The sequence below is a fragment of the Paraburkholderia sartisoli genome (assembly GCF_900107685.1).
In the GTDB taxonomy this organism is placed as follows: Bacteria; Pseudomonadota; Gammaproteobacteria; order Burkholderiales; family Burkholderiaceae; genus Paraburkholderia; species Paraburkholderia sartisoli.
In genome coordinates this window covers 89,468-113,377 of the sequence record NZ_FNRQ01000010.1, presented here as the reverse complement: position 1 = coordinate 113,377, position 23,910 = coordinate 89,468, and the positions used below count along the sequence as shown (strand labels likewise).

22 protein-coding genes are annotated in these 23,910 nt (G+C 64.4%); 16 read left to right on the top strand and 6 right to left on the bottom strand.

Annotated features, from left to right (window positions below; translation table 11 throughout):
• Positions 1-173: 173 nt before the first annotated feature.
• The 7 genes from ugpB to BLV45_RS24205 all read left to right on the top strand — a co-directional run bounded on the left by ugpB (position 174) and on the right by BLV45_RS24205 (position 8,157).
• A complete protein-coding gene (gene ugpB, locus BLV45_RS24235; RefSeq protein ID WP_090537389.1) occupies positions 174-1,499 on the top strand; it encodes a sn-glycerol-3-phosphate ABC transporter substrate-binding protein UgpB in 1,326 nt (441 codons plus the stop codon).
• A 73-nt stretch (positions 1,500-1,572) separates the two neighbouring features.
• On the top strand, positions 1,573-2,457 hold the full coding sequence (gene ugpA, locus BLV45_RS24230; protein ID WP_090537387.1) for a sn-glycerol-3-phosphate ABC transporter permease UgpA: 885 nt from the start codon (positions 1,573-1,575) through the stop codon (positions 2,455-2,457).
• Positions 2,454-3,299, top strand: coding sequence for a sn-glycerol-3-phosphate ABC transporter permease UgpE (gene ugpE / locus BLV45_RS24225; RefSeq protein WP_090537385.1), 846 nt, complete (start codon positions 2,454-2,456; stop codon positions 3,297-3,299). The genes ugpA and ugpE overlap by 4 nt, the downstream gene beginning before the upstream one ends.
• Positions 3,300-3,428: 129 nt before the next feature.
• Positions 3,429-4,517 (top strand): sn-glycerol-3-phosphate import ATP-binding protein UgpC, encoded by a 1,089-nt coding sequence (locus BLV45_RS24220; protein ID WP_090537383.1) that lies wholly within the window; start codon positions 3,429-3,431, stop codon positions 4,515-4,517.
• Between the two features lie 71 nt (positions 4,518-4,588).
• Positions 4,589-4,903 carry a DUF3761 domain-containing protein gene (locus tag BLV45_RS24215; RefSeq protein ID WP_090537381.1) on the top strand — a complete coding sequence of 105 codons (315 nt, stop codon included), beginning with the start codon at positions 4,589-4,591 and terminating at the stop codon, positions 4,901-4,903.
• Positions 4,904-5,102: 199 nt separating this feature from the next.
• Positions 5,103-6,770: an energy-dependent translational throttle protein EttA gene (gene ettA / locus BLV45_RS24210; protein ID WP_090537379.1), complete on the top strand. Its 1,668-nt coding sequence runs from the start codon at positions 5,103-5,105 to the stop codon at positions 6,768-6,770.
• Between the two features lie 208 nt (positions 6,771-6,978).
• Positions 6,979-8,157, top strand: coding sequence for a DUF748 domain-containing protein (locus BLV45_RS24205; protein ID WP_090537377.1), 1,179 nt, complete (start codon positions 6,979-6,981; stop codon positions 8,155-8,157).
• 82 nt (positions 8,158-8,239) lie between these two features.
• Here BLV45_RS24205 and BLV45_RS24200 read toward each other — a convergent pair whose 3' ends face one another.
• The 3 genes from BLV45_RS24200 to BLV45_RS24190 form a co-directional block, all read right to left on the bottom strand.
• On the bottom strand, positions 8,240-8,863 hold the full coding sequence (locus BLV45_RS24200) for an HAD family hydrolase (protein WP_090537375.1): 624 nt from the start codon (positions 8,861-8,863) through the stop codon (positions 8,240-8,242).
• A gap of 85 nt (positions 8,864-8,948) precedes the next feature.
• Positions 8,949-10,763, bottom strand: coding sequence for an aminopeptidase P family protein (locus tag BLV45_RS24195; protein WP_090537372.1), 1,815 nt, complete (start codon positions 10,761-10,763; stop codon positions 8,949-8,951).
• 24 nt (positions 10,764-10,787) lie between these two features.
• The gene (locus tag BLV45_RS24190; RefSeq protein ID WP_090537370.1) at positions 10,788-11,042 is read right to left on the bottom strand and encodes a hypothetical protein; all 255 of its coding nucleotides are present in this window, start codon (positions 11,040-11,042) and stop codon (positions 10,788-10,790) included.
• Between the two features lie 269 nt (positions 11,043-11,311).
• On the opposite strand from BLV45_RS24190, the gene BLV45_RS24185 reads away from it, so the two are divergent.
• The 7 genes from BLV45_RS24185 to BLV45_RS24155 all read left to right on the top strand — a co-directional run bounded on the left by BLV45_RS24185 (position 11,312) and on the right by BLV45_RS24155 (position 17,555).
• Positions 11,312-12,001, top strand: coding sequence for a response regulator transcription factor (locus BLV45_RS24185; protein ID WP_090537368.1), 690 nt, complete (start codon positions 11,312-11,314; stop codon positions 11,999-12,001).
• 104 nt (positions 12,002-12,105) lie between these two features.
• Positions 12,106-13,419, top strand: a complete 1,314-nt coding sequence (gene hemA / locus BLV45_RS24180) for a glutamyl-tRNA reductase (RefSeq protein WP_090537365.1) — start codon at positions 12,106-12,108, stop codon at positions 13,417-13,419.
• Between the two features lie 131 nt (positions 13,420-13,550).
• Positions 13,551-14,633 carry a peptide chain release factor 1 gene (prfA, locus tag BLV45_RS24175; RefSeq protein WP_090537363.1) on the top strand — a complete coding sequence of 361 codons (1,083 nt, stop codon included), beginning with the start codon at positions 13,551-13,553 and terminating at the stop codon, positions 14,631-14,633.
• A gap of 11 nt (positions 14,634-14,644) precedes the next feature.
• Positions 14,645-15,508 (top strand): peptide chain release factor N(5)-glutamine methyltransferase, encoded by an 864-nt coding sequence (prmC, locus tag BLV45_RS24170; RefSeq protein ID WP_090537361.1) that lies wholly within the window; start codon positions 14,645-14,647, stop codon positions 15,506-15,508.
• 121 nt (positions 15,509-15,629) lie between these two features.
• Entirely contained in the window at positions 15,630-15,941 is a 312-nt protein-coding gene (grxD, locus tag BLV45_RS24165) for a Grx4 family monothiol glutaredoxin (protein ID WP_090537359.1), read from the top strand.
• 23 nt (positions 15,942-15,964) lie between these two features.
• Positions 15,965-16,573: a UbiX family flavin prenyltransferase gene (locus BLV45_RS24160; RefSeq protein ID WP_090537357.1), complete on the top strand. Its 609-nt coding sequence runs from the start codon at positions 15,965-15,967 to the stop codon at positions 16,571-16,573.
• 196 nt (positions 16,574-16,769) lie between these two features.
• Positions 16,770-17,555: a DODA-type extradiol aromatic ring-opening family dioxygenase gene (locus BLV45_RS24155; protein WP_090537355.1), complete on the top strand. Its 786-nt coding sequence runs from the start codon at positions 16,770-16,772 to the stop codon at positions 17,553-17,555.
• A 132-nt stretch (positions 17,556-17,687) separates the two neighbouring features.
• On the opposite strand, the gene BLV45_RS24150 is transcribed toward BLV45_RS24155, so the two are convergent.
• Positions 17,688-19,280 carry an APC family permease gene (locus tag BLV45_RS24150; RefSeq protein WP_090537352.1) on the bottom strand — a complete coding sequence of 531 codons (1,593 nt, stop codon included), beginning with the start codon at positions 19,278-19,280 and terminating at the stop codon, positions 17,688-17,690.
• A gap of 427 nt (positions 19,281-19,707) precedes the next feature.
• Between BLV45_RS24150 and BLV45_RS24145 the strand changes: the two genes are divergently transcribed.
• A complete protein-coding gene (locus tag BLV45_RS24145) occupies positions 19,708-19,911 on the top strand; it encodes a cold-shock protein (protein WP_090537350.1) in 204 nt (67 codons plus the stop codon).
• A 101-nt stretch (positions 19,912-20,012) separates the two neighbouring features.
• Here the strand turns inward: BLV45_RS24145 and BLV45_RS24140 are convergent, their stop codons facing one another.
• Positions 20,013-21,263, bottom strand: a complete 1,251-nt coding sequence (locus BLV45_RS24140) for an Hsp70 family protein (RefSeq protein WP_090537348.1) — start codon at positions 21,261-21,263, stop codon at positions 20,013-20,015.
• A gap of 182 nt (positions 21,264-21,445) precedes the next feature.
• On the opposite strand from BLV45_RS24140, the gene BLV45_RS24135 reads away from it, so the two are divergent.
• Positions 21,446-22,987: an MFS transporter gene (locus BLV45_RS24135; protein ID WP_090537346.1), complete on the top strand. Its 1,542-nt coding sequence runs from the start codon at positions 21,446-21,448 to the stop codon at positions 22,985-22,987.
• A gap of 98 nt (positions 22,988-23,085) precedes the next feature.
• Here the strand turns inward: BLV45_RS24135 and BLV45_RS24130 are convergent, their stop codons facing one another.
• Positions 23,086-23,679 (bottom strand): nitroreductase family protein, encoded by a 594-nt coding sequence (locus tag BLV45_RS24130; protein WP_090537450.1) that lies wholly within the window; start codon positions 23,677-23,679, stop codon positions 23,086-23,088.
• Between the last annotated feature and the right edge of the window lie 231 nt (positions 23,680-23,910).

The following is a 23,910-nucleotide window of genomic DNA, read 5'->3' as shown; positions in this document are numbered from 1 at the left end:
TGCGTCAGCAACCACCCTTTCTGCCGGGGCGCTTCAGTTTCGCCGTTGCCGGTGTTAAATTGCCCGTTCCGGTGACCTTACGCACTGAAGGACTACCACCGCGAGACTGTCATCGAACACAACTAGAATCGCGCAACCCCAATTTGCGCATGATCCGGCCAAGGAGACAATCGATGAGTTGCAAGCCCCTGTTCCGTTCGCTTTCCGTTGCTGCGTTACTGGCGTTCGGCGTCAGCACCGCGGCCCATGCCGCGACCGAGATCCAGTTCTGGCACGCGATGGAAGCCGCACTGGGCGAACGCCTGAACGACATCGCGAACGACTTCAACGCGTCGCAGAGCGACTACAAGATCGTGCCGGTGTTCAAGGGCACCTACGACCAGACGCTCGCAGCGGGCATCGCGGCCTACCGTAGCGGCAACGCGCCCGCGATCCTGCAGGTCTACGAAGTGGGCACGGCCACCATGATGCAGGCCAGGAAAGCCGTGATCCCGGTCTCGGACGTGTTCAAACAGGCGGGCGTGCCGCTCGACGAAAAGGCGTTCGTACCCACCATCGCCAGCTACTACAGCGACTCGAAGAGCGGCCAGCTCGTTTCGATGCCGTTCAACAGTTCGACGCCGGTGCTGTACTACAACAAGGACGCCTTCAAGAAGGCCGGCCTCGATCCGAACAAGCCGCCGAAGACCTGGGACGAACTGCAGCAGGATGCGCGAAAGCTGAAGGCATCGGGCATGTCGTGCGGTTATTCGTCGGGCTGGCAGAGCTGGATCCAGCTCGAAAACTACAGTGCGTGGCATGGCGCACCGTTCGCATCGAAGAACAACGGCTTCGACGGCGCCGATGCGCAACTCGAATTCAACAAGCCGCTGCAGATCGCGCACATCCAGTTCCTGCAGAACATGGTGAAGGAAGGCACGTTCACCTATGTCGGCCGCAAGGACGAACCGGTGTCGAAGTTCTATAGCGGCGACTGCGGCATCATCACGAACTCGTCGGGGTCGCTTGCCACCATCAGGAAGTTCGCGAAGTTCAACTTCGGCACCGGCATGATGCCGTACGACGCGAGCGTGAAAGGCGCGCCGCAGAACGCGATCATCGGCGGCGCGAGCCTGTGGGTGCTGGCGGGAAAGGATCCGGCCGTCTACAAGGGCGTGGCGAAATTCCTCGCCTATCTGACGTCGCCGCCGGTCGCGGCCAAATGGCATCAGGACACCGGTTACCTGCCGGTCACCACCGCGGCCTATCAGCTGACGCAGCAACAGGGCTTCTACGAGAAGAACCCCGGTAGCGATACCGCGATCAAACAGATGCTCAACAAGCCGCCCCTGCCGTTCACCAAGGGACTGCGCCTTGGCAACATGCCGCAGATCCGCACGGTCGTCGACGAGGAACTCGAGCAGGTCTGGACGCAGAAGAAGTCGCCGAAAGAGGCGCTCGACTCCGCCGTGTCCCGCGGCGACGAGTTGCTGCGCCGCTTCGAGAAGGCCGGCAGCTAGCGACGGCCGGCTGGTTCCTGCGGGCGCCTGTTAAAAAGCAGGCGCCCGCGCGCATCACCCACGGGAAACATCGATGGAAAAGCGATCCCGCTTCGGCGCAGGCGTGTTGCCGTATCTGCTGGTTGCGCCGCAACTCGCCATCACGCTGCTGTTTTTTCTGTGGCCCGCCGGCGAGGCGCTGTGGCAGTCCACGCAAAGTCAGGACGCGTTCGGCACGTCGAGCGAGTTCGTCGGCCTCGCCAATTTCAAACAGCTGTTCGCCGATCCGCTCTATCTGTCGTCGGTCAACACGACGCTCATTTTCTGTTCGCTCGTCACGGTCGGCGGTCTGGTCATTTCGCTCGTGCTCGCCGCCTGCGCCGACCGCGTGACGCGCGGGGCAAAGGCGTATCAGACGCTGCTGATCTGGCCGTACGCGGTCGCGCCCGCGATCGCCGGCGTGCTGTGGTCGTTCCTGTTCAATCCAAGCATCGGGCTCGTGACCTACGCGCTCGCGAAGGGCGGCATCGTGTGGAATCACGCGCTCAACCCCGGGCAGGCGATGTTCCTCGTCGTGCTCGCGTCGGTCTGGAAGCAGGTCAGCTATAACTTCCTGTTCTTCTACGCCGGCCTGCAGGCAATTCCGCGCTCGCTGATCGAAGCGGCCGCGATCGACGGCGCCGGCCCCGTGCGCCGCTTCTTCGGCATCGCACTGCCGCTGCTGTCGCCGGTGAGTTTCTTCCTGCTCGTCGTCAATATCGTCTACGCGTTCTTCGATACGTTGCCGGTGATCGACGCGGCCACCGGCGGCGGCCCCGCGCAATCGACCCGCACGCTGATCTACAAGATCTTCGCCGAAGGCTTTCAGGGACTCGATATCGGCAGCTCGGGCGCGCAATCGGTGGTGCTGATGGTGATCGTCGTCGCGCTGACTGTCGTGCAGTTCCGGTTCATCGAGCGGAGGGTCCAGTACTCATGATCGAGAATCGACGCGGGTTCGACCTCTTTTGCCACGCGGTGCTGATCGTCGGCGTCGTGCTGGTCGTGTTTCCGGTGTACATCGCGTTCTGTGCCGCGACGATGAGCGAGCATGAAGTGTTCAGCGTGCCGCTTTCGCTCGTGCCCAGCACGCATCTGTTCGAAAACATCGCGAACGTGTGGACGCACGGCAGCGGCAACGCGGCGAGTCCGTTCGGACGGATGCTGATGAACAGCCTCGTGATGGCGCTCGTGATCTCGATCGGCAAGATCGCCGTGTCGATGATCTCCGCGTACGCGATCGTGTTCTTCCGCTTTCCGTTCAGGAACCTCGCGTTCTGGCTGATCTTCATCACGCTGATGCTGCCGGTCGAAGTGCGCATCTTTCCGACCGTGCAGGTGGTGTCGTCGATGCACCTGAGCAACACCTACGCGGGCCTGACGCTGCCGCTGATCGCCTCGGCCACCGCGACCTTCCTGTTCCGCCAGTTTTTCATGACGCTGCCGGACGAACTGATGGAAGCGGCGCGCATCGACGGCGCCGGGCCGCTGCGCTTTTTCTGGGACGTGGTCCTGCCGCTGTCGAAGACGAACATGGCCGCGCTGTTCGTGATCACGTTCATCTACGGCTGGAACCAGTATCTGTGGCCGATCCTGATCACGAGCCAGCAATCGCTGACCACGGCGGTGGTCGGCATCAAGAGCATGATCGCGTCCGGCGACACGGCGACCGAGTGGCATCTGGTGATGACCGCGACGCTGCTTGCGATGCTACCGCCGCTCGCCGTCGTGCTGACGATGCAGCGCTGGTTCGTGCGCGGCCTCGTGGATGCCGAAAAATAAACCGGCCGGGACAGGTTTCGGATCGAACCCCACCCGGCGCAACACAACCCGATTCAACGCGATGGCGCGTGACGCATGACTCGTAACTCGTAACGCGACGCCCGCGAATGCACGGAAAGGCAAAAACGAATGGCTGCACTGACCCTGAACGGCGTGAAAAAGACCTACGACGGCAAACAGTTCGTGCTGCACGGCATCGACGTCGATGTCGCCGATGGCGAGTTCGTCGTGATGGTCGGACCGTCCGGCTGCGGCAAGTCGACCTTGCTGCGCATGGTGGCCGGGCTCGAAGGCATTTCCGAAGGCACGATCTCGATCGCGGACAAGGTCGTCAACACGCTGGAACCGAAGGACCGCAACATCGCGATGGTGTTCCAGAACTACGCGCTCTATCCACATATGAGCGTCGCGCAGAACATGGGCTATGCGCTGAAGATCGCCGGCGAGGATCGCGCGACGATCGACCGGCGCGTCAACGCCGCCGCGAAGATTCTCGAGCTCGAAGCGTTGCTCGCCCGCAAGCCGCGTGAGCTGTCCGGTGGCCAGCGACAGCGCGTCGCGATGGGCCGCGCGATCGTGCGCGAGCCCGCCGTGTTTCTGTTCGACGAACCGCTATCGAATCTCGATGCGCGGCTGCGCGTGCAGATGCGTCTGGAAATCCAGCGCCTGCATGCGCGTCTCGCGACCACGAGCCTGTACGTCACGCACGACCAGATCGAAGCGATGACACTCGCGCAGCGGGTGATCGTGATGAACAAGGGTCACGCGGAGCAGATCGGTGCGCCCACCGAGGTCTACGAGCGGCCCGCGACGCTGTTCGTCGCGAGTTTCATCGGCTCGCCGGGGATGAATCTGCTGGAAGGCCGCGTGTCAGGCGATGGCGCGTTCTTCGAAGTCGCGGGCAACGGGCCGAGGCTGCCGCTCGCGGGCGTGCCGTGTATCGGCCGCGAGGTGGCGGCCGGACGCGAGTGGACGCTGGGCATCCGGCCTGAGCACATGACGCCGGGACTGGCGGACGCCGCGCCCGCGACGCTCACCGTCGACTCCTGCGAGTTGCTGGGCGCCGACAATCTTGCGCACGGCCGGTGGGGCAGCCACGACGTGGCGGCAAGACTGCCGCATGCGCATCGCCCGGCGCGCGGCGAAGCGCTGCAGGTGGTGCTGCCCGCCCGGCATCTCCATTTCTTCGATCCGTCGACGGGCAGGCGCGCTAACTGACTGACGGTGCTGATCCACAACGGTGCTGTGTAGCGACGCGAGGCATCGAAAAATAACAAACGGCTCTGACCATGAACATCGGCATCGCTTCGTCCCGACTGCGGCGTAAAACGGCATTCGTCGCCGCCCTCGCCGCGAGCCTGCTGCTCGCGGTCACGCCAGCATCGGCTTACGTGGCGCCCGCCTCCACGCCTGACGAGGCCACGCTCAGCAACCACAACACGTACCAGAACCGCGACGGCGAGACCGTCCACGCGCCGGCCCGCTCGCTGTCGGGCAAGATTCCGGAAGGCGCCACCGCGCGCTGCCGCGACGGCACCTACAGCTTCAGCCGGCATCGCAGCGGCACCTGTTCGCGTCATGGCGGCGTCGCTGAGTGGCTATAGTCCGTCAGCAGGGAAGCCGCGTCACCCTGGCCAGACGACATAGCCACTGCCTGTAGCGGCACTTTCGCCCTGGACGGCGAAGTACAATGCCAGTTCTCCCTGCGCGCCGGTCGCCGGTGCCATTCGGGAAACGCATACCCATCCACCCACGACCGCCGCCCGCACGCGGGCGGCGGCGTCAACGCCTGATTTCAAGCAAATGGCCCAATACGTCTTCACCATGAACCGGGTCGGCAAGATCGTGCCGCCCAAGCGTCAAATCCTGAAGGACATCTCGCTGTCGTTCTTTCCTGGCGCGAAAATCGGTCTGCTCGGCCTGAACGGCTCGGGCAAGTCGACGCTGATCCGCATCATGGCGGGTGTCGACAAGGACATCGAGGGCGAAGCCACGCCGATGCCGAACCTGAACATCGGCTATCTGCCGCAGGAACCGCAACTCGACCCGCAGAAAACCGTGCGTGAAGCGGTGGAGGAAGGTCTCGGCGACGTCTTCAACGCACAGAAGAAGCTCGACGAAATCTACGCCGCGTATGCCGAGCCGGACGCCGACTTCGACGCGCTCGCCGCCGAACAGGCGAAGTACGAGGCCATTCTCGCCACCGCAGACGGCGGCAGCCCGGAACAGCAGATCGAGATCGCCGCCGACGCGTTGCGCCTGCCGGCGTGGGACGCGAAAATCGAACACCTGTCGGGCGGCGAAAAACGTCGCGTGGCGCTGTGCAAGCTGCTGCTCGAAAAGCCCGACATGCTGCTGCTCGACGAACCGACCAACCACCTGGACGCGGAATCGGTCGAGTGGCTCGAACAGTTCCTCACGCGCTTTCCGGGCACGGTGGTTGCTGTCACCCACGACAGATACTTCCTCGATAACGCCGCCGAGTGGATTCTCGAACTCGATCGCGGTCACGGCATTCCGTGGAAGGGCAACTACAGCAGCTGGCTCGACCAGAAGGAAGAGCGGCTGAAGCAGGAGGAAGCCACGGAATCGGCGCGTCAGAAGGCGATCAAGAAGGAACTGGAGTGGGTGCGCCAGAACCCGAAGGGACGTCAGGCGAAATCGAAGGCGCGTATCGCGCGTTTCGAGGAACTGAGCAGCCAGGATTACCAGAAGCGCAATGAAACGTCGGAAATCTTCATCCCGGTCGGCGACCGTCTCGGCAACGAGGTGATCGAATTCAGGAACGTGACGAAGGCATACGGCGACCGCCTGCTGATCGACGACCTGAGCCTCAAGATTCCGGCGGGCGCGATCGTTGGCATCATCGGGCCGAACGGCGCGGGCAAGTCGACGCTCTTTCGCATGCTGACCGGCAAGGAACAGCCGGATTCGGGCGAGATCGTGCAGGGCCCGACCGTGAAGCTCGCGTATGTGGACCAGAGCCGCGATGCGCTCGATGGCTCGAAGACCGTCTTCGAAGAAATTTCGGGCGGTGCGGATGTACTGACCGTCGGCAAGTATGAAACGCCGTCGCGGGCGTACATCGGCCGCTTCAACTTCAAGGGTGGCGACCAGCAGAAGAACGTCGGCAACCTGTCGGGCGGTGAGCGCGGCCGGCTGCATCTGGCGAAAACGCTGATCGCGGGCGGCAACGTGCTGCTGCTCGACGAACCGTCGAACGACCTCGACGTCGAAACGCTGCGCGCGCTCGAAGACGCGTTGCTGGAGTTCGCGGGCTCGGTGCTGGTGATCTCGCACGATCGCTGGTTCCTCGACCGCATCGCGACGCACATTCTGGCGTTCGAAGGCGAATCGCAGGTGACGTTCTTCAACGGCAACTATCAGGAATACGAGGCGGACAAGCGTAACCGTCTCGGCGAAGAAGCCGCCCGGCCGAAGCGCCTGCGCTACAAGCCGATCACGCGCTAGATTGCGCGGCTACGGCGCAGCGGGTCGGCCTCAGTCGGGGCTGGTCCGTGCGCACGCGGCGAGCGGGTTGGGCGGATGGGCGCGGGTGTTGGCGGAGCGGGTTCAGCACGGCTGGCCTCGCCCGCGGGCCGGCCAGCGATCTGCACGACAAGGCTAAACGGTCTGAGGTCTGGCCGCACACACTGCGCGGCAACGAGGAGGCAGAGGCATGCCGATGTCGAAGGGCAGTCGCGTAGCCGTCGCGCTGACAGGCGTGGTGGCGATACTGGTTGTCGTCGTGGTGGCCGGCCTGCTGTTCATCCAGCACGAGGTGAAAGAACGCATCGCCGCCGCCCTCGGCCCGCGCGGCAGTGCCGACTCGATCGACGTCGGCTTCAGAACCATCCGTCTCACCAACGTCCGTCTGCGCGCGCCCGATGGCTGGCCCGCCGCCGATGCGTTACACGCCGACACCGTCGTCCTCGAACCCGACGTTCGCGATCTGATCCAGCGGCGTATTCATATGCGCAATGTCGTGGTCAGCGGATTCAACATGACCGTGTTGCGCACGAAGGATGGCGGCGTCCAGTTGCTGCCGAACCTCCGGCAATCGTTGAACAACCCCGAAAATACGGGCGCGGGCGCTGCTGGCGCCACCAGCGAAGCATCGCCGTTGCCGTCGGAAAAGCTTGTCGACCACATAGAATTCCAGCACGGCACGTTTGTGTTTTACGACCTGACGGTGAGCAATCCCGCGTACCGGATCGCCATCACCGACGCGAGCGCGACGATCGATCACATCCACGTACCCGATCTGGACGAACCCACGACGCTCGCCGTCAACGGCTCGATCAAGGGACCGTCGCATACCGGCACGGTTTCATTCGGCGGCTGGATAAAAATCGCCAGCAAGGATTCGCAGACCACCACCACGCTGCGCGGCATCGATATCGGGACGCTCGATCCGTACCTGCTCAGGAAAGCCGGCGCGAAAGCGCAGGTGAGGGACGGCACGCTCGACATGAAAGTGGACTCGACCGTGCGCAACTACCAGCTTCACGCACCGGGCGTGGTGACGATCCACCATCTGCAGCTCGCCGACAGCGACAACCCCGTCGACACGTTCCTTTCGATCCCGACCCAGGCGGCCGTCGCCGCGCTCAAGAAGCGTGGCGACGACATCACGCTGCATTTCGTGCTCGAAGGCAATCTGCGAGACCCGAAGTTTTCGCTGAACGAAAGTCTGCTGACGAAAATGCGCAACGGCTTCGCGGAGGCGCTCGGCGTGAGCGTCGCTGGCGTCGCGAAGGGGACGGGCGAAACGGTCAAGGGGTTGGGCAACGCGTTGCTGAATCTGCTCGGCAAGGAACCGGCGGACGCGTCGAATCCGCCGCGTTCATCGCCTTAGGGGCGTGGCTTATGCCCCGTTTCTCGCCGTAGTAGCCTGGCTTACTGGACACGCGGCACACGGCGCGCGCCTCGCAATGTAATCAGACCGGCAAGCCCAGTTCGCGCAGCTTCGCTTCGGTCCGGGCCGCGCCGGTGTGATGCACGCCGTGCCAGCCAAGCGCGGTCGCGGCTTCGGCGTTTTTCAGGTTGTCGTCGATAAAGACGAGCTCCGCCGGCTGCACGCCCGGCAGATGCGACTCGATGCGCTTCACCATCTCCGCGAAAATCGCCGGATCGGGCTTCACGAGTTTCACGCGCCCCGAGACGACGATGTCCCTGAAGCGCCGCAATACCGGGAAGTTGTCCCACGCGTAAGGGAACGTCTCGGCGGACCAGTTCGTCAGCCCGAAGAGCGGCACGTTGGCCGCGTCGAGTTTTTCGAGCGTGGCGATGCCGTCTTCGAGCACACCGCGGATCATCTCGTGCCAGCGCTCGTAGAACGCGCGAATCAGCGTTTCGTGCTCGGGAAACTTCGCGATCAGCTCAGCCGTGCCTGCTTCGATCGTCTGGCCGCCGTCCTGCTGGATAACCCAGTCCATCGCGCAGACGTGCGTGAGAAACCAGTGGCGCTCCGCTTCGTCCGGAATCAGCGTGCGGTAGACATACTGCGGACTCCAGTCGATCAGCACGCCACCGAAATCGAAAACGACTGCCTTGATCGCCATGCACACTCCATCGCCAGTTGAACGTGGGAAATACGCCGGAACGCACGCGCCCGGCTCCGGTTGAAACCGCAGCGCGCCGCGCGCGTCAGATCGGCTGCGTGCGTGTTTCCAGCCACGCTTTCGCGTCGCCGGACACATGCGGCGAAACGCGTGTGCGCACCGTCTCGTGATACGCGTTGAGCCACGCGCGTTCGTCGTCGCGCAGCAGCGCGAGATCGACGCAGCGGGTATCGATCGGGCACAGCGTCAGTGTTTCGAACTTCAGGAAGTCGCCAAACTCGGTCTTTTCCGCCTCGCGGTTCAGCACGAGGTTTTCGATCCGGATGCCCCACTTGCCCGGACGGTAAATGCCCGGCTCGATCGACGTGATCATGCCCTCTTCCATCGCCGTCCACGCTTCGGCCGGCGCGTAGTGCGAGATCACCTGCGGGCCTTCATGCACGTTCAGGAAGTAACCCACGCCGTGACCCGTGCCGTGGCCGTAGTCCGCACCCGCTTCCCAGATCGGCGCGCGGGCGATCGAGTCGAGCATCGGCGAGCGGATGCCGCGCGGAAACTGCGCACGCGAGAGCGCCATCGTGCCCTTCAGCACGGTCGTGAAGTCGCGGCGATGGTCGGCGTTGATCGTGCCGACCGGCACGACGCGCGTGATGTCCGTCGTACCGCTCAGGTACTGCCCGCCCGAATCGATCAGCAGGAGACCGTTGCCCTCGATCGTGGCGTGCGATGCCTGCGTCGCGCGGTAATGCGGCATCGCGCCATTCGCGTTGAACCCGGCGATCGTGCCGAAGCTCAGCGTGACAAAGCCCGGACGACGCGCGCGCGCCGCCGTCAGACGCTCGTCAATGGTGAGCTCGGTGATCGTTTCGCGGCCACGCGCGCCCTCGAACCACGCGAAGAATTCGGCGAGCGCCGCGCCGTCCTGCTCCATCGTCGCGCGAACGTGTTCCGCTTCCGCCGGTGTCTTGCGCGACTTCAGGAACGTCGAGGGATTCACGGCTTCGACGATTTTCACGCTCGACGGCACGACCTGCAACAGACCAAAAGTAATACGCCGCGGATCGATCAGCAGCGTCGAACCCGACGGCAGCGCGGCAAGCGCATCGGCCGCCCTGACGTAGGGCTTCACCTGGATGCCGTCGCGCGCGAGCGCGTCCGCGAGCGCTTGCGGCACCTTGCCGTCGGCGACGAACAGCGATGCGCTGTCGAGCCCGATCAGCGCATGCGCGACGAACACGGGGTTGTAGCTGACATCCGCACCGCGCAGGTTCAGCAGCCACGCGAGGTCGTCGAGCGTCGAGATGAAATGCCACTGCGCGCCCTTTTGCTGCATCTCGCGGCGGATCTGGTCGAGCTTGTCGGCGCGCGCGACGCTCGCATGCGGCGCGGTGTGTTCGTAGACGGCTTCGACCGGCAGCGTCGGGCGCTGCGGCCAGATCGTGTCGAGCAGATCGACGTCGGTGCGCAACGCGACGCCGCGCGCCGTGAGCGCATCGCTCAACGCACGCGCCATCGCCACGCCGAGCACCGCGCCGTCGACGCCGACCGCCGCGCCGCTTGCGACGTTCTGCGCCAGCCAGTCGATGTGCGGCGCGCTCTGCTGGCCGCCCATCATCTTCATCAGCTGCACGCCGGTGCCGGCGAGTTGCGCTTCGGCCTGCACCCAGTAGCGGCTGTCGACCCAGAGACCGGCGAAATCATCGGTGACGACGAGCGTGCCCACCGAGCCGGTGAAACCCGAGAGCCACTCGCGCCCCTGCCAGCGTCCCGGCAGATATTCGGAAAGGTGAGGATCGGCGGAAGGCACGAGATAAGCGGCGAGGTTTTCGCGCTTCATGGCGCCGCGCAGCAACGCGATGCGCTCGGGAATGGAAGACGTTTCGGGGAGTCGGGCGTTCATTGTTTCACCTGCGGGGAATTCATCTTATCGACGGGACAAAAGGCCGACCGTCACGGCGACCGCGATCAGGGCGACGGAGGTACAGGCCAGCCATTCGAGCGTATCACCATCATGGAAGAGACCGGCGACGTTCCCGGCCATCGCGGCGACGACCGCCCCGACGACGCCGGCAACCAGCGCAACCGGGATGCGTACACGCCCCGCCCGCCGCAGCGGATGCAGCCATCCGCCGACCAGTCCCACCACCGCGCCGAGTATCACGATACCTGTCCAGCCCATCAGCGACAGGCCTCGAATGATTTAAGACCGCTCTTATAGGGTCGAAGCGTTTGCACAGCTAGCATTTTTGTCTCGTTAACTAACAGGTCAGCACGGCGCCTTGTGTGTAGCGGTTGAGTTTAGGGGCCGGGGTAGCGCAAGGCAAGCCACGGGTCTTGCCCGGGCGGATATCCGATCCGTCTTCCGGCCCCCTTCCAGCCTGATATCCACCCGCATGATCCGGCCGCCGGGCATCCGGATTATGCCGAACGTGCTGACCGTACTCCCCCATGCGAATTGCGCTCGTCGAGCCCGACGGCCGCCAGGCCGAACTGATTGGTCGTCTGCTGCTTGCCGGCGGCCATGCCTGCGAGCACTTCCAGGCGAGCACGCCGTTTCTGGCGAGCGCCGCCAGCCAGACCTTCGACCTGCTTCTGGCGGATATCTGGTCCGGCGACCTCGCCGCCGAAGACGTCATTCCGCTCGCCCGCAAGGTGTTGCCCGGCCTGCCGGTCATGGTGCTGATCACGGCGCCGCGCGAAAGCGAAATCGTCTCGATCCTGCACGCCGGAGCCGACGACTGCCTGACCAAGCCCGTGCGCGGCCCCGAAATGCTGGCGCGCGTCGACGCGCTGCTGCGGCGAGCCGGCGTGCGCCGGCCGCACAACCGGCTGCGCAACGTCTTCGGCGAATACGTTTTCGAGACGGCGCACGACGTCGTCACGTTCCGCGGCCAGCGCGTCGCGCTGACGCCAAAGGAGTTCCGTTTCGCGCTGCTGCTGTTCACCAACCTGTCGCGGCCGGTCTCGCGCGCGCACATCCTCGAAACGGTCTGGAAGCGTGGCCGCGGCGTAAGGTCGCGCACCCTCGACACGCATGCGTCGCGGTTGCGCTCGAAACTCCAGTTGCGCCCGGAGCTCGGCTACGCGCTCACGCCGCTTTACGGCTACGGATACCAGCTCGACCGGGTCGCGGCCTGACCCTGCGGCGGGGCTTCATCCCGGTATCAGGCACGCTCAATGAAAGATCACCGGAAACGCTATAATATTGCGCTACACCATAGCGCCGCCCACAATCGCGCCCCATGCAGCTTCTAACGATCGGAATCAACCACCACACCGCGCCTGTCGCCTTGCGCGAACGCGTGGCGTTTCCGCTCGACCAGATCAAGCCGGCGCTCGCGACGTTCAAGGACATCTGGCTCGGCCCGGCCGCCCGCTCGGCGCCCGAAGCCGCCATTCTGTCCACCTGCAACCGCACCGAACTCTACTGCGCCACCGACGATCATGCCGCGCGCGAAGCCGCCATCCAGTGGCTGTCCCGCTATCACAATCTTCCGGTTGGCGAACTGGCGCCGCACGTGTACGCGCTGCCGCAGTCCGAAGCCGTGCGTCACGCGTTTCGCGTCGCATCGGGGCTCGATTCGATGGTGCTCGGCGAAACGCAAATCGTCGGCCAGATGAAGGACGCGGTGCGCACCGCATCGGAAGCCGGCGCGCTCGGCACGTATCTGAACCAGCTTTTCCAGCGCACGTTCGCCGTCGCGAAAGAAGTGCGCAGCACGACGGAAATCGGCGCCCAGTCCGTTTCGATGGCCGCGGCGGCCGTGCGGCTCGCGCAGCGCATCTTCGACAAAATCTCGAACCAGCGCGTGCTGTTCATCGGCGCGGGCGAAATGATCGAACTGTGCGCGACGCACTTCGCCGCGCAGCAGCCGCGCGAACTCGTGGTCGCGAACCGCACCGCCGAGCGCGGCTCGCGCCTTGCCGAACGCTTCAACGGCCGCGCGATTCCGCTGGCGGAATTGCCCGCGCGCATGCACGAATTCGACATCATCGTGTCGTGTACGGCGTCGACGCTGCCGATCATCGGCCTCGGCGCGATGGAGCGCGCGGTGAAGGCGCGCCGTCACCGGCCCATTTTCATGGTCGATCTGGCGGTGCCGCGCGACATCGAACCGGAAGTCGGCAAGCTCGAAGACGTGTTTCTCTACACCGTCGACGACCTCGGCGCGATCGTCCGCGAAGGCAACGCATCGCGTCAGGCCGCCGTCGCGCAGGCCGAAGCGATCATCGAAACGCGCGTGCAGAACTTCATGCAGTGGCTCGACGCGCGCAGCATCGTGCCGGTCATCCGTCACATGCACACGCAGGCGGATTCGCTGCGCCGCGCCGAACTCGAACGCGCGCACAGGATGCTCGCGCGCGGCGACGATCCGGCCGTCGTGCTCGAAGCGCTCTCGCAGGCGCTGACGAACAAGCTGATCCACGGTCCGACGCACGCGCTCAACCGCGCCAGCAGCGAAAACCGCGACAAGCTCATCGAGCTGATGAGCGGCTTCTATCATCATGGCGGCGCCGCCGACCCGTCGGACCCGTCCGGTTCGTCGAATCGTTAGCGACGCTGTCGCCGCAGTATTGCCGGCGGCACGCCCGCCGCATGCCGTCGAGAGGCTCCGCCCGGCATGCGCGAATTCCCCCGATTTTCCATTAGCAGTCGTCCTTTCCGGAGCCCGCTCCGACCCGTCCGATGAAAACGAGCATGCAAAGCAAGCTCGACCAGCTCACCACCCGGCTGGCCGAACTGAATGACCTGTTGAGCCGCGAAGACATCACCGCGAATCTCGACCAGTACCGCAAGCTGACGCGCGAGCACGCGGAGCTCGGGCCGGTCGTCGAGCACTACGCGCTGTGGCGCCAGGCGCTCACCGACGAGGCCACCGCGCAGGAACTGCTGTCCGACGCGTCGATGCGCGACTTCGCCGAAGAAGAAATCCGCGCCGCGCGCGAGCAGAAAGCGAAGCTCGAAGGCGAACTGCAGACCATGCTGCTGCCGAAAGATCCGAACGACAACCGCAACATCTTCGTCGAAATCCGTGCGGGCACCGGCGGCGACGAATCGGCGCTGTTCGCGGGCGATCTGCTGCGCATGTATCTGCGCTACGCGGAACGCAACAAGTGGCAGGTCGAGATGATGTCGGCGAGCGAGTCGGATCTCGGCGGTTACAAGGAAGTGATCGTGCGGATCGCGGGCGACGCGGCGTATTCGAAGCTGAAGTTCGAGTCCGGCGGCCATCGCGTGCAACGCGTGCCCGCCACCGAAACGCAGGGCCGCATCCATACGTCGGCGTGTACGGTCGCGGTCATGCCGGAAGCCGACGAAATCGCCGAAGTCCAGATCAATCCGGCGGATCTGCGCATCGACACGTTCCGCGCGTCCGGCGCGGGCGGCCAGCACATCAACAAGACCGATTCGGCCGTGCGGGTAACTCACTTGCCGACGGGCATCGTCGTCGAATGTCAGGATGACCGCTCGCAGCACAAGAACAAGGATCGCGCGCTCAAGGTGCTCGCCGCACGCATCATGGACAGGCAGTCGCAGGAACAGCACGCGAAGGAAGCGGCCACGCGCAAGAGCCTGATCGGCTCGGGCGACCGGTCGGAGCGCATCCGCACGTACAACTTTCCGCAAGGGCGTCTCACCGATCACCGGATCAACCTGACGCTCTACCGCCTCGACGCGATCATGGACGGCGATCTCAACGAACTCATCGCGGCGCTGGTGAGCGAGCACCAGGCTGAACTGCTCGCCTCGCTCGGCGACGCCGACTGACGCGCGCCGCCATGCATAACGCCGACAGTGCCGACACCGCTGCCGCCCTGTTGCGCGCCTCCGCGCTGCCGGTGCTCGAAGCGCGCATCCTGCTCGGGTACGTGCTGGGATGGCGCCGGACAGAACTGATCACCCGCGCCGACGAACCGCTCGACGCGGCGCTCATCGCGCGGTATTGGGCGCTGGAAGCGCGGCGCCTCGCGGGCGAGCCGGTTGCGCAACTCGTCGGCGCGCGCGAATTTTTCGGGCTGGCGTTCGACGTCACGCCGCACGTGCTGATTCCGCGGCCCGAAACCGAGCTGCTGGTTGAAACCGCGCTCGACGCACTGGAAGGCCTGAAGCAACCCCGCGTGCTCGACCTCGGCACCGGCACGGGTGCGATTGCCGTCGCGATTGCGTCGGCGCGGCCCGACGCGCAGATCTGGGCGGTCGACCGGTCGCCCGAGGCGCTGATTGTCGCAACCAGAAACGCCGGCAAGCTGCTCGATGTGGCGCGGCCCGGCGGCGTGCCCGTGTTTTTCGAAGGCGACTGGTACGGCGCGCTGGACGCCAGTCAGGCGCCGCGCTTTGACATCATCGTCAGTAACCCGCCTTATATCGCGAGCGGCGATCCGCATCTGTCGCAGGGTGATCTGCGCTTCGAGCCGCGCGGCGCGCTCACCGACGAAGCCGATGGCCTCTCAGCGATCCGTGCGATCGTATCCGGTGCGCCCGCTTGGCTCGCGCCCGGCGGCGTGCTGTGGATGGAACACGGCTACGATCAGGCGCTGGCCGTGCGCGCGCTGCTCGAAGCCGGTGGCTTCGGCGAAGTCCGTTCGGCGTGCGATCTCGCGGGCATCGAACGCATCAGCGGCGGCCGGCGCGCCGCAGCCTGAACCCGCGTTGCGAACGCACGAACCGGCCACACGCGCAGCAGGGCTACGCCCAGCCTGTGCAATCGAATTCCGCTATCATCTGGGTCTATCCCCGCAATTTCCGAAAACCGCAAGGTCAGTCATGGATACGCAACAACGCATCAAGCAAATCGTCGACGAAAACAACGTCGTGCTCTTCATGAAGGGCAACGCGCAATTCCCGATGTGCGGCTTTTCGGGCCGCGCCATCCAGATCCTGAAGGCGTGCAACGTCGGCGAATTCAAGACGGTCAACGTCCTCGACGACGAAGGCATCCGTCAGGGCATCAAGGAATTCTCGAACTGGCCGACCATTCCGCAGCTTTACGTGAAGGGTGAGTTCGTCGGCGGCTCGGACATCATGATGGAGATGTACGAGTCCGGCGAACTGCAGCAACTGTTCGCGGCTGCGTAATCCCGCTTCGCGTGGCGCGCGCCATGGAAACCGGGGCTGCGCCCGCGCCGGCCACGCGCCGGCTGATCGTCGCCATCACCGGCGCGACCGGTGCCGTCTACGGTATCCGGCTGCTCGAGACGCTGCGCGGGCTGGGCGGCGTCGAGAGCCATCTGCTGATCTCCAGCGCCGGCTGGCTCAACGTCCAGCACGAGCTCCAGCTCAGCAAGGACGACGTGCATCCGCTCGCGGATGTCGTCCATTCGGTGCGCGACGTCGGCGCGAGCATCGCGTCGGGTTCGTTCGCCACCGACGGCATGATCATCGCGCCCTGCTCGATGAAAACGCTCGCGAGCATCGCACACGGCTTCGCCGACAACCTGATCACCCGCGCCGCCGACGTCACGCTCAAGGAGCGCCGCCGGCTCGTGCTGATGGTGCGTGAAACGCCGTTCAACCTCGCGCATCTGCGCAACATGACGGCCGTGACCGAAATGGGCGGCGTGATTTTCCCGCCACTCCCCGCGTTCTACACCCAGCCGGCATCGATCGACGAGATGATCGACCACACCGTCGCGCGCGTGCTCGATCTGTTCGCGCTGGGTCCAGCGCTCGCGCCCGCGTGGCCGGGCCTGCGCGAAACGCACGACTGAATCGGCCGCAGGCGCGATCGCCGGCGTGGAATTGCCGCGCGAATCGGCGCAGCGCGGTCATCAAGGCGTCCGATCTCACGATTATCGACATCCGCGAGACAATCAAATCCATTTCGCCCCGTTTATCAAACGACAGTGCGCCCCTATAGTGGTAGTAACGAAACCTTCTGACCGCTAGCCACGCGGCTTCGCTGCCATGACCCGCTTACCCACGCTTTACCTGTCGCACGGCGCGCCCACGCTGCCGATCGATCCGGCGCTTCCGTCCGTCGAATTCGCGACGCTTTCGGCTCAATTGCCGCGTCCCCGGGCCGTCCTGATGCTGTCGGCTCACTGGGGCACGGCGCAGCCGGTCGCGAGCACCTCGGAGGCGCCCGAAACCATCCACGATTTCCACGGCTTTCCGCGCCAGTTGTATGAAATCCAGTACCCGGCGCCCGGCGCGCCGGATGTCGCTCGCAAGGCGGCGGCCCTGCTCGGCGAACACGGCATCGCAACCGCGACGCAGCCGCACGGGCTCGATCACGGCGCCTGGGTGCCGATGCTGCTGCTCTTCCCGGAAGCCGACGTGCCCGTCGCGCAGTTATCGATCCAGCCGCGCATGGACCCGGCGCATCACTTCAAGGTCGGCCGCGCGCTGCGGGCGCTGAAGGATGAAGGCGTGATGGTGATCGGCTCCGGCCAGATCACGCACAATCTGCGCGCGGCCGATTTCTCGGCGCGTCCGGAAGACGCCGATCCGCGCGTGGCCGAGTTCACCGACTGGTTCGAATCGAAGCTCGCCGCCCGCGACATCGATGCGTTGCTCGACTATCGCGCGCAGGCGCCACACGCCGTGCTGATGCACCCGACCGACGAGCACCTGCTGCCCGTCTTCTCGGCACTCGGCGCCGCCGACGATGACTTCACGCTGTCGATCCAGTCGCTCGGCACGTATCAGCGCTCGCTCGCGATGACGAACTACGTGTTCGGCAACGCCTGACCGTTTGAGCCGGCGCCGTTTCGCCTGCGGAAAAAGAAAAGCCCGCTGGCGTCTGTAGCAGACCCAGCGGGCTTTTTTCAGGTCGATTCCCAGCGCATCGCGCGCCGGGAATCGTGACCGGAAGAAACCGCGTTACGCGCCGATGCCTTCCAGAATCTCGTCGGGCGATTCGCGCTCTTCGAGGTATCCGGTGCGATAGCCGGTATGCACGCCCCAGTAATAGAACACGAGCGCGAACGCGATCACCACCACCATGTCCCAGCCGTACGGCAGGATGCCGCGGCCGCCGAACTCCTTGCTGCCGATCAGCGAAAGCAGCGCCATGACCGGCAGATAGGCAACCAGCCACCATGCGGCCTTCAGGTCGCGTCCCCAACCGCCGAAACCCGACTTCGCCTGGAAGTAGAAGTAGACCGGCAGCGCGACGATCATCAGCAGGATGATTTCGCCCGTCAACGGCCACTTCGCCCAGTACAGGACCAGCGATGCGCACACGAACGCGAACGGCGCGATTACCGACATCCCCGGAATATGCAGCGGACGCTCGAGGTCCGTCGCCGAGCGGCGTAGCGACATCAGGCTGATCGGCCCCGTCAGATACGAAATCACCGTCGCGACCGAGATCACCGCCGCGAGCGAACTCCAGCCGCGGAAAAAGAACAGGAAGAGGAACGAAACCAGCAGGTTGAACCACATCGCCTGACGCGGCACGCCGTAGAACGGATGCACGTTGCCGAAGATCTTCGGCATTGTGTTGTTGCGCTCCATCGCGTAGATCATGCGCGTCGTCGTGGCCATGTAGGTGGTGCCGGTGCCGCTCGGGCTCACGAACGCGTCGACGTACAGCAGGAACGCGAGCCAGTTCAGGTTCAGCGCGAGCGCCAGTTCAGCGAACGGCGACGCAAAATTGAAGTGGCTCCAGCCCTTCATCACGTCGGACGGATTCACCGCGCCGATGTACGCCACCTGCAGCAGCACGTAGATCACGAGCGCAAGCAGGATCGAGCCGATCACCGCGAACGGCACGCTCTTCGACGGGTTGCGTGCCTCGCCGGCAAGGTTGATCGGGCTCTGGAAGCCGTTGAACGCGAACACGATGCCGCTGGTCGCGACCGCGGTCAGCACCGCCGACCAGCCGTACGGCGCGAACGTACCGGCGTCGCCGAAGTTTTCCTTGTGGAAGCCCGTCAACATCAATCCGAGGATCGTCGCGCCAGGAATGATGAACTTGAAGACGGTGATCGCGGAGTTCGCTTGCGCGAAGAGCTTCACGCCCCAGTAGTTCAGCAGGAAATACACGATCACCAGCGCCGCCGACAGCAATAAACCGGGTGTCGTCAGAGAGCCGTTCACGAAAAGCGCGTGCGCCCAGTCGTATGGCCAGGTGCTCATGTACTGGATCGACGCTTCGGCTTCGATCGGAATCACCGAGACGATCGCAATCCAGTTTGCCCAAGCGCTGATAAAGCCGACCAGCGCGCCGTGCGAGTAACGCGCATAACGCACCATCCCGCCCGATTCGGGGAACGTCGCCCCCAGCTCCGCGTAAGTGAGCGCGATGGCCAGAATCACGACGGCGCCAATCACCCATGCACATATTGCCGCCGGGCCTGCAATTTTTGCCGCCTTCCACGCGCCAAACAACCAGCCCGATCCGATGATGGATCCGAGGCCGGTCAACAGCAGCGCGACTGGTCCGATGTTCCTCTGAATAGAACTTTTCACGTCTTCTCCTGTGTCGAAAGCATGCGAAGCGCTGTGCGGGAAGGCTGACCGCTGAAAATATACGCTTCATCACGCGCGCAGACCGGTTGACCGACAGAAGGTGCAACCTCTACGCGGGCGCGTAGTTTACCGGTTGCACCCGGTCAGTGCAGCGTCAAATGTTCTGGCCCCGGCAAATGCCAACGCAAAACAGGATGTTTAGAGAGCAACAAGCAGACCATTCCGAAAAAAACTGTACAGAACGGGGAAATTGGGTTGACCTTCGTAGAAAATCGCCGTATAACGTTCGGGCAGGATTTCAAGCGGCGAGTGAAGGTCTTTCGTAGTTCGCCCATCAACGGTACTCCGGTTGGTCCCATTGCCCCTTCCTTGATTTTCATGCACACCTGGGCTTCGGCCTTATTCACCATCTTTAGGAACAAGTAATATGGAAACCGGTACCGTCAAGTGGTTCAATGACGCAAAGGGCTTTGGCTTCATCACGCCGGACGGCGGCGGCGAAGATCTGTTCGCGCATTTCTCGGAAATCCGCGCAGAAGGCTTCAAGTCGCTGCAAGAAAACCAAAAGGTTACGTTTGAAGTGAAGACGGGCCCGAAGGGCAAGCAAGCTGCTAACATCAAGCCGGTGTAAGCAACACGCTTCCTTCTGGACGCAAAAAACCCCGCCTCGGCGGGGTTTTTTTATGTCTGCGGATTCATGCGACAGCGGTTTTATTAATAACGTAACGCCGATTATCCGAAAATGCGCCGCGCATGAATGCCGAGGCCGGTCGCCACGCTGGCGAGCCGGTCGCCGAATACGGCTTGCGCGCCGGGAAAAGCCGCCGCCAGCGCGTTCGACAGAAACGCGAGGCCCGTCGAGCCGCCCGTGAAGTACACGGCCGTCACGTCGCGGGTCGCGACGCCCGCGGCCTGCACGGTGTCGCGCGCGGCCTGGACAATGCGCTGCATGTCGTCGTGGCCCGCCTCGACGAGTTGCGCTTCGTCGAAGGCGAGACGCAGGTCGTCTTCCACCTCGTCCAGATCGATCACCGTTTCGCCGCCTGCCGCCACGCCGATTTTCGCTTCTTCCGCGTGCGCGGCCAGCGCGTGGCCCAGACGGCGCTCGACGACGCGCATCAACCGGTCGTGCTGACGCGTCTCCGTATAAAGGTGCCGCATCAGGCCCAGTTCGCTCACGCGCTTCGGCGAATAGACGGTGTTGATCAGGTGCCACGTCGCGAGGTCGAAGTAGACGCGGTTCGGCAGTTCGCGCCCTTCCGGATCGAGCGACTGGTAGCCGATCTCGCGCAGGATCGTCGCGAGTTCGACGCGCCGGTCGAAATCGGTGCCGGCGATGTGAACGCCATGATGCGCGAGCACGTCGTCCTTGCGTTCGATGCGGTGCATCCGGTCCGGCCCCACGCGCACCAGCGAAAAGTCCGACGTGCCGCCGCCGATGTCGGCGACCAGCACCAGCCCTTCCCTGGTCAGGTGCGATTCGTAGTCGAAAGCGGCCGCGATCGGCTCATACTGAAAATGGATGTCACGCAGGCCCACCGAGCGCGCCGCCGCTTCCAGCTGCTGCTGGGCGAGCTGGTCGGCGCGCGGGTCGTCGTCGACGAAAAACACCGGGCGACCCAGCACGGCGCGGTCGATCGACGCGCCCGCGACCGTTTCGGCCTTGCGTTTCAGGTGGTCGAGAAAAATGCCGATCACGTCGGTGTAGCGAATCGCGGAGCCGTCGCCGAGGTCCGTCGTCGTATCGGCGAGCGCGGAGCCGAGAATGCTCTTCATCGAGCGCATCAGCCGGCCGTCGAAGCCGTCGATGTAGGCGTCGAGCGCCGCGCGGCCGAACTCGCGGGTGTTCTCGTCGGTGTTGAAGAAGACAGCGGTCGGCAGCGTCGTGTAGTCGCCCTCGACTGGAGCGAGGCGCAGCGTCGCGCCGTCAGGCAGCGCAACAGCCGAGTTCGAGGTGCCGAAGTCAATCGCGCAATAGGTCATGGCAGGAATCGCTCACGGTTGGCGCGCACGGAAAGACGGGCTTTGTAACACGAAGCGCCCTGAGTATCAACCGGGCCGGCGCGACCTCCCATGGAATGGAATGTGCTGCCGCGCTATCCCGGATGAACCAGGTGGGCCCGACCAGGCAGGATATGTCATCAATTTTTGGGAGATCTTGAGGAATGACCGAGCCGTCCTCCGCCTCGACCCACGAGCGCCCCGCCTCAGCGGGCAGTCCGAAGGCGCCGTCCGGCGACGAATCGAGCGCCCGCGGAGCCCGCACCGGGCGGCCTGCGATCATCGAAACCGATCTGCCGTCGCGGCTCGACCGGCTGCCATGGGGTCGCTTCCACACGCTGATCGTCTTCGCGCTTGGTGTCACGTGGCTGCTGGACGGGCTCGAAGTGACGCTGGCGGGCGCCGTGGCGAGCGCGCTGAAAACAAGCCCGACGCTGCATTTTTCCAACGCCGACGTCGGTCTGACCGGTAGTGCGTACATCGCCGGCGCCGTGCTCGGCGCGCTCGGGTTCGGCTGGCTCACCGACCGGCTCGGACGCCGGAAACTCTTTTTCATCACGCTCGCTCTTTATCTCGCCGCCACCGCGGCAACCGCGCTTTCATGGAATCTGGCGAGCTTCATTGTGTTCCGGTTTCTGACGGGCGCGGGCATCGGCGGCGAATACACGGCGATCAATTCGACCATTCAGGAGTTCACGCCCGCGCGCGTGCGCGGCTGGACCGATCTCGGCATCAACGGCACGTTCTGGATCGGCGCCGCGCTCGGCGCGACGGGCTCGCTGGTTTTGCTCGACAACAGCCTGCTGCCGGCCGACTGGGGCTGGCGCGCATGCTTTTTCATCGGTGCCGCGCTCGCGCTCGTGATCCTGCCGATGCGCGCGTGGATTCCCGAAAGCCCGCGCTGGCTGCTGACACACGGCAAGCACGACGAAGCGCGGACGATCGTCGAAGGCATCGAAACGCGCTTTCGCCGCGAAGGCCACACGCTCGCGCAGGACGACCTTCAGGTGTTGCGACTGCGTTCGCGCGAGCGCACGACGCTGCACGAGGTGTTTCACACGCTCTTCGCGTTGCACCGGCGACGCTCGCTGGTGGGCCTGTCGCTGATGACCGCGCAGGCGTTCTGCTACAACGCGATCTTCTTTACCTATGCGCTCGTGCTGACCGACTTCTACGGCGTGCCGGGCGATCGCATCGGCTGGTATCTGCTGCCGTTCGCGCTCGGCAACTTTCTCGGTCCGCTGCTGCTTGGACGGCTCTTCGACGTGATCGGCCGTCGCAAGATGATTGCGTCGACGTACGCCATTTCGGGCGTGCTGCTCGCGGTGAGCGGCTATCTCTTCGAGCAGCGGGCGCTCGATGTGACCACGCAGACGATCGCCTGGATGGTGATCTTCTTCTTTGCATCGGCGGCGGCGAGTTCGGCGTATCTGACCGTCAGCGAATCGTTTCCGCTTGAAATCCGCGCGCTCGCGATTGCCGTGTTCTATGCGTTCGGCACGGCGCTTGGCGGCATCGCGGGACCTGCGTTTTTCGGGCGCCTGATCGATACGCACGAACGCGCGCAGGTGTTCACGGGGTATCTCGTGGGCGCGGCGCTGATGGTCGCCGCAGCGGTGATCGCGGCGATCTGGGGCATCGACGCGGAAAGAAAATCGCTGGAAAGCGTCGCATCGCCGCTTTCCGCGCTCGACGCGGACCATTAAGGCCGGCGGCTACAAAAACGATTCGAAAAAAACGCGCGGTCATCGAGGCCGCGCGTTTTTCAATGCAGCAAAGCTGAAGACGAAGGCAAACGCCCGTATCAGAACGCCTTTTTCCACGCGCCGCCATAGGCGATGTCGCCCAGCGGCTGACGCTGGCGCACCGACTTCTCGCGCTCGCGCAGCACCGGGTCGAGCTTGTCGACATCGCCGTAGTGGCCGAGCGAGATCATCGCGAGTATTTCGACGTCGGCGGGAATCGCAAACGCGCTGCGGAACGCGGGGACGTCGAAGCCGCTCATCTGGTGCGCGGCGAGACCAAGCGCGTGCGCCTGCAGGACGAGCGCCATCGCTGCCGCGCCCGCATCGTACGAAGCGCAGCGGTTGACTTCGCCCTTGCTCGTCAACGTCTGCGTCGTGACCGCGATCAGCACCGGTGCCGGCCCGTTCCATCCCTGGTTGAATGGCACCAGCGTTGCGAAGGCGCGCTTGAACGCGACTTCGTCGGTGGTGCGGTCGAACACGACGAAGCGCCACGGCTGCCCGTTATACGACGAAGGCGCCCAGCGCGCCGCCTCGAGCACCGAATGCAACTGGTCGCGGCTCACCGGTTCGCTCGAATACGCGCGCGGACTCCAGCGGCCAGCAAGAAGTTCGTGGATGGAGACAGTCGTGGGAGCGGGTTTTGTCATCATGCGCTTTTCTCGGTCGAAATCCAGTCGACGGGCGAACGCCCGGGGCCACATAGCATAACCGGCCTTTGCGCCGCGCGCCGTTTGTGCCCGCGCAAAACTGCGATCGCCGCAGCCGAAAAAAACCGGAGCGATGTGATTCACCGCTCCGGCTTTGTTCTGCCATGTTCGCTGTCGCGCGGACGAAGCGCTCAATCCACGCCGTGCCGCCAAAGGAACCCAACCCGCACGACA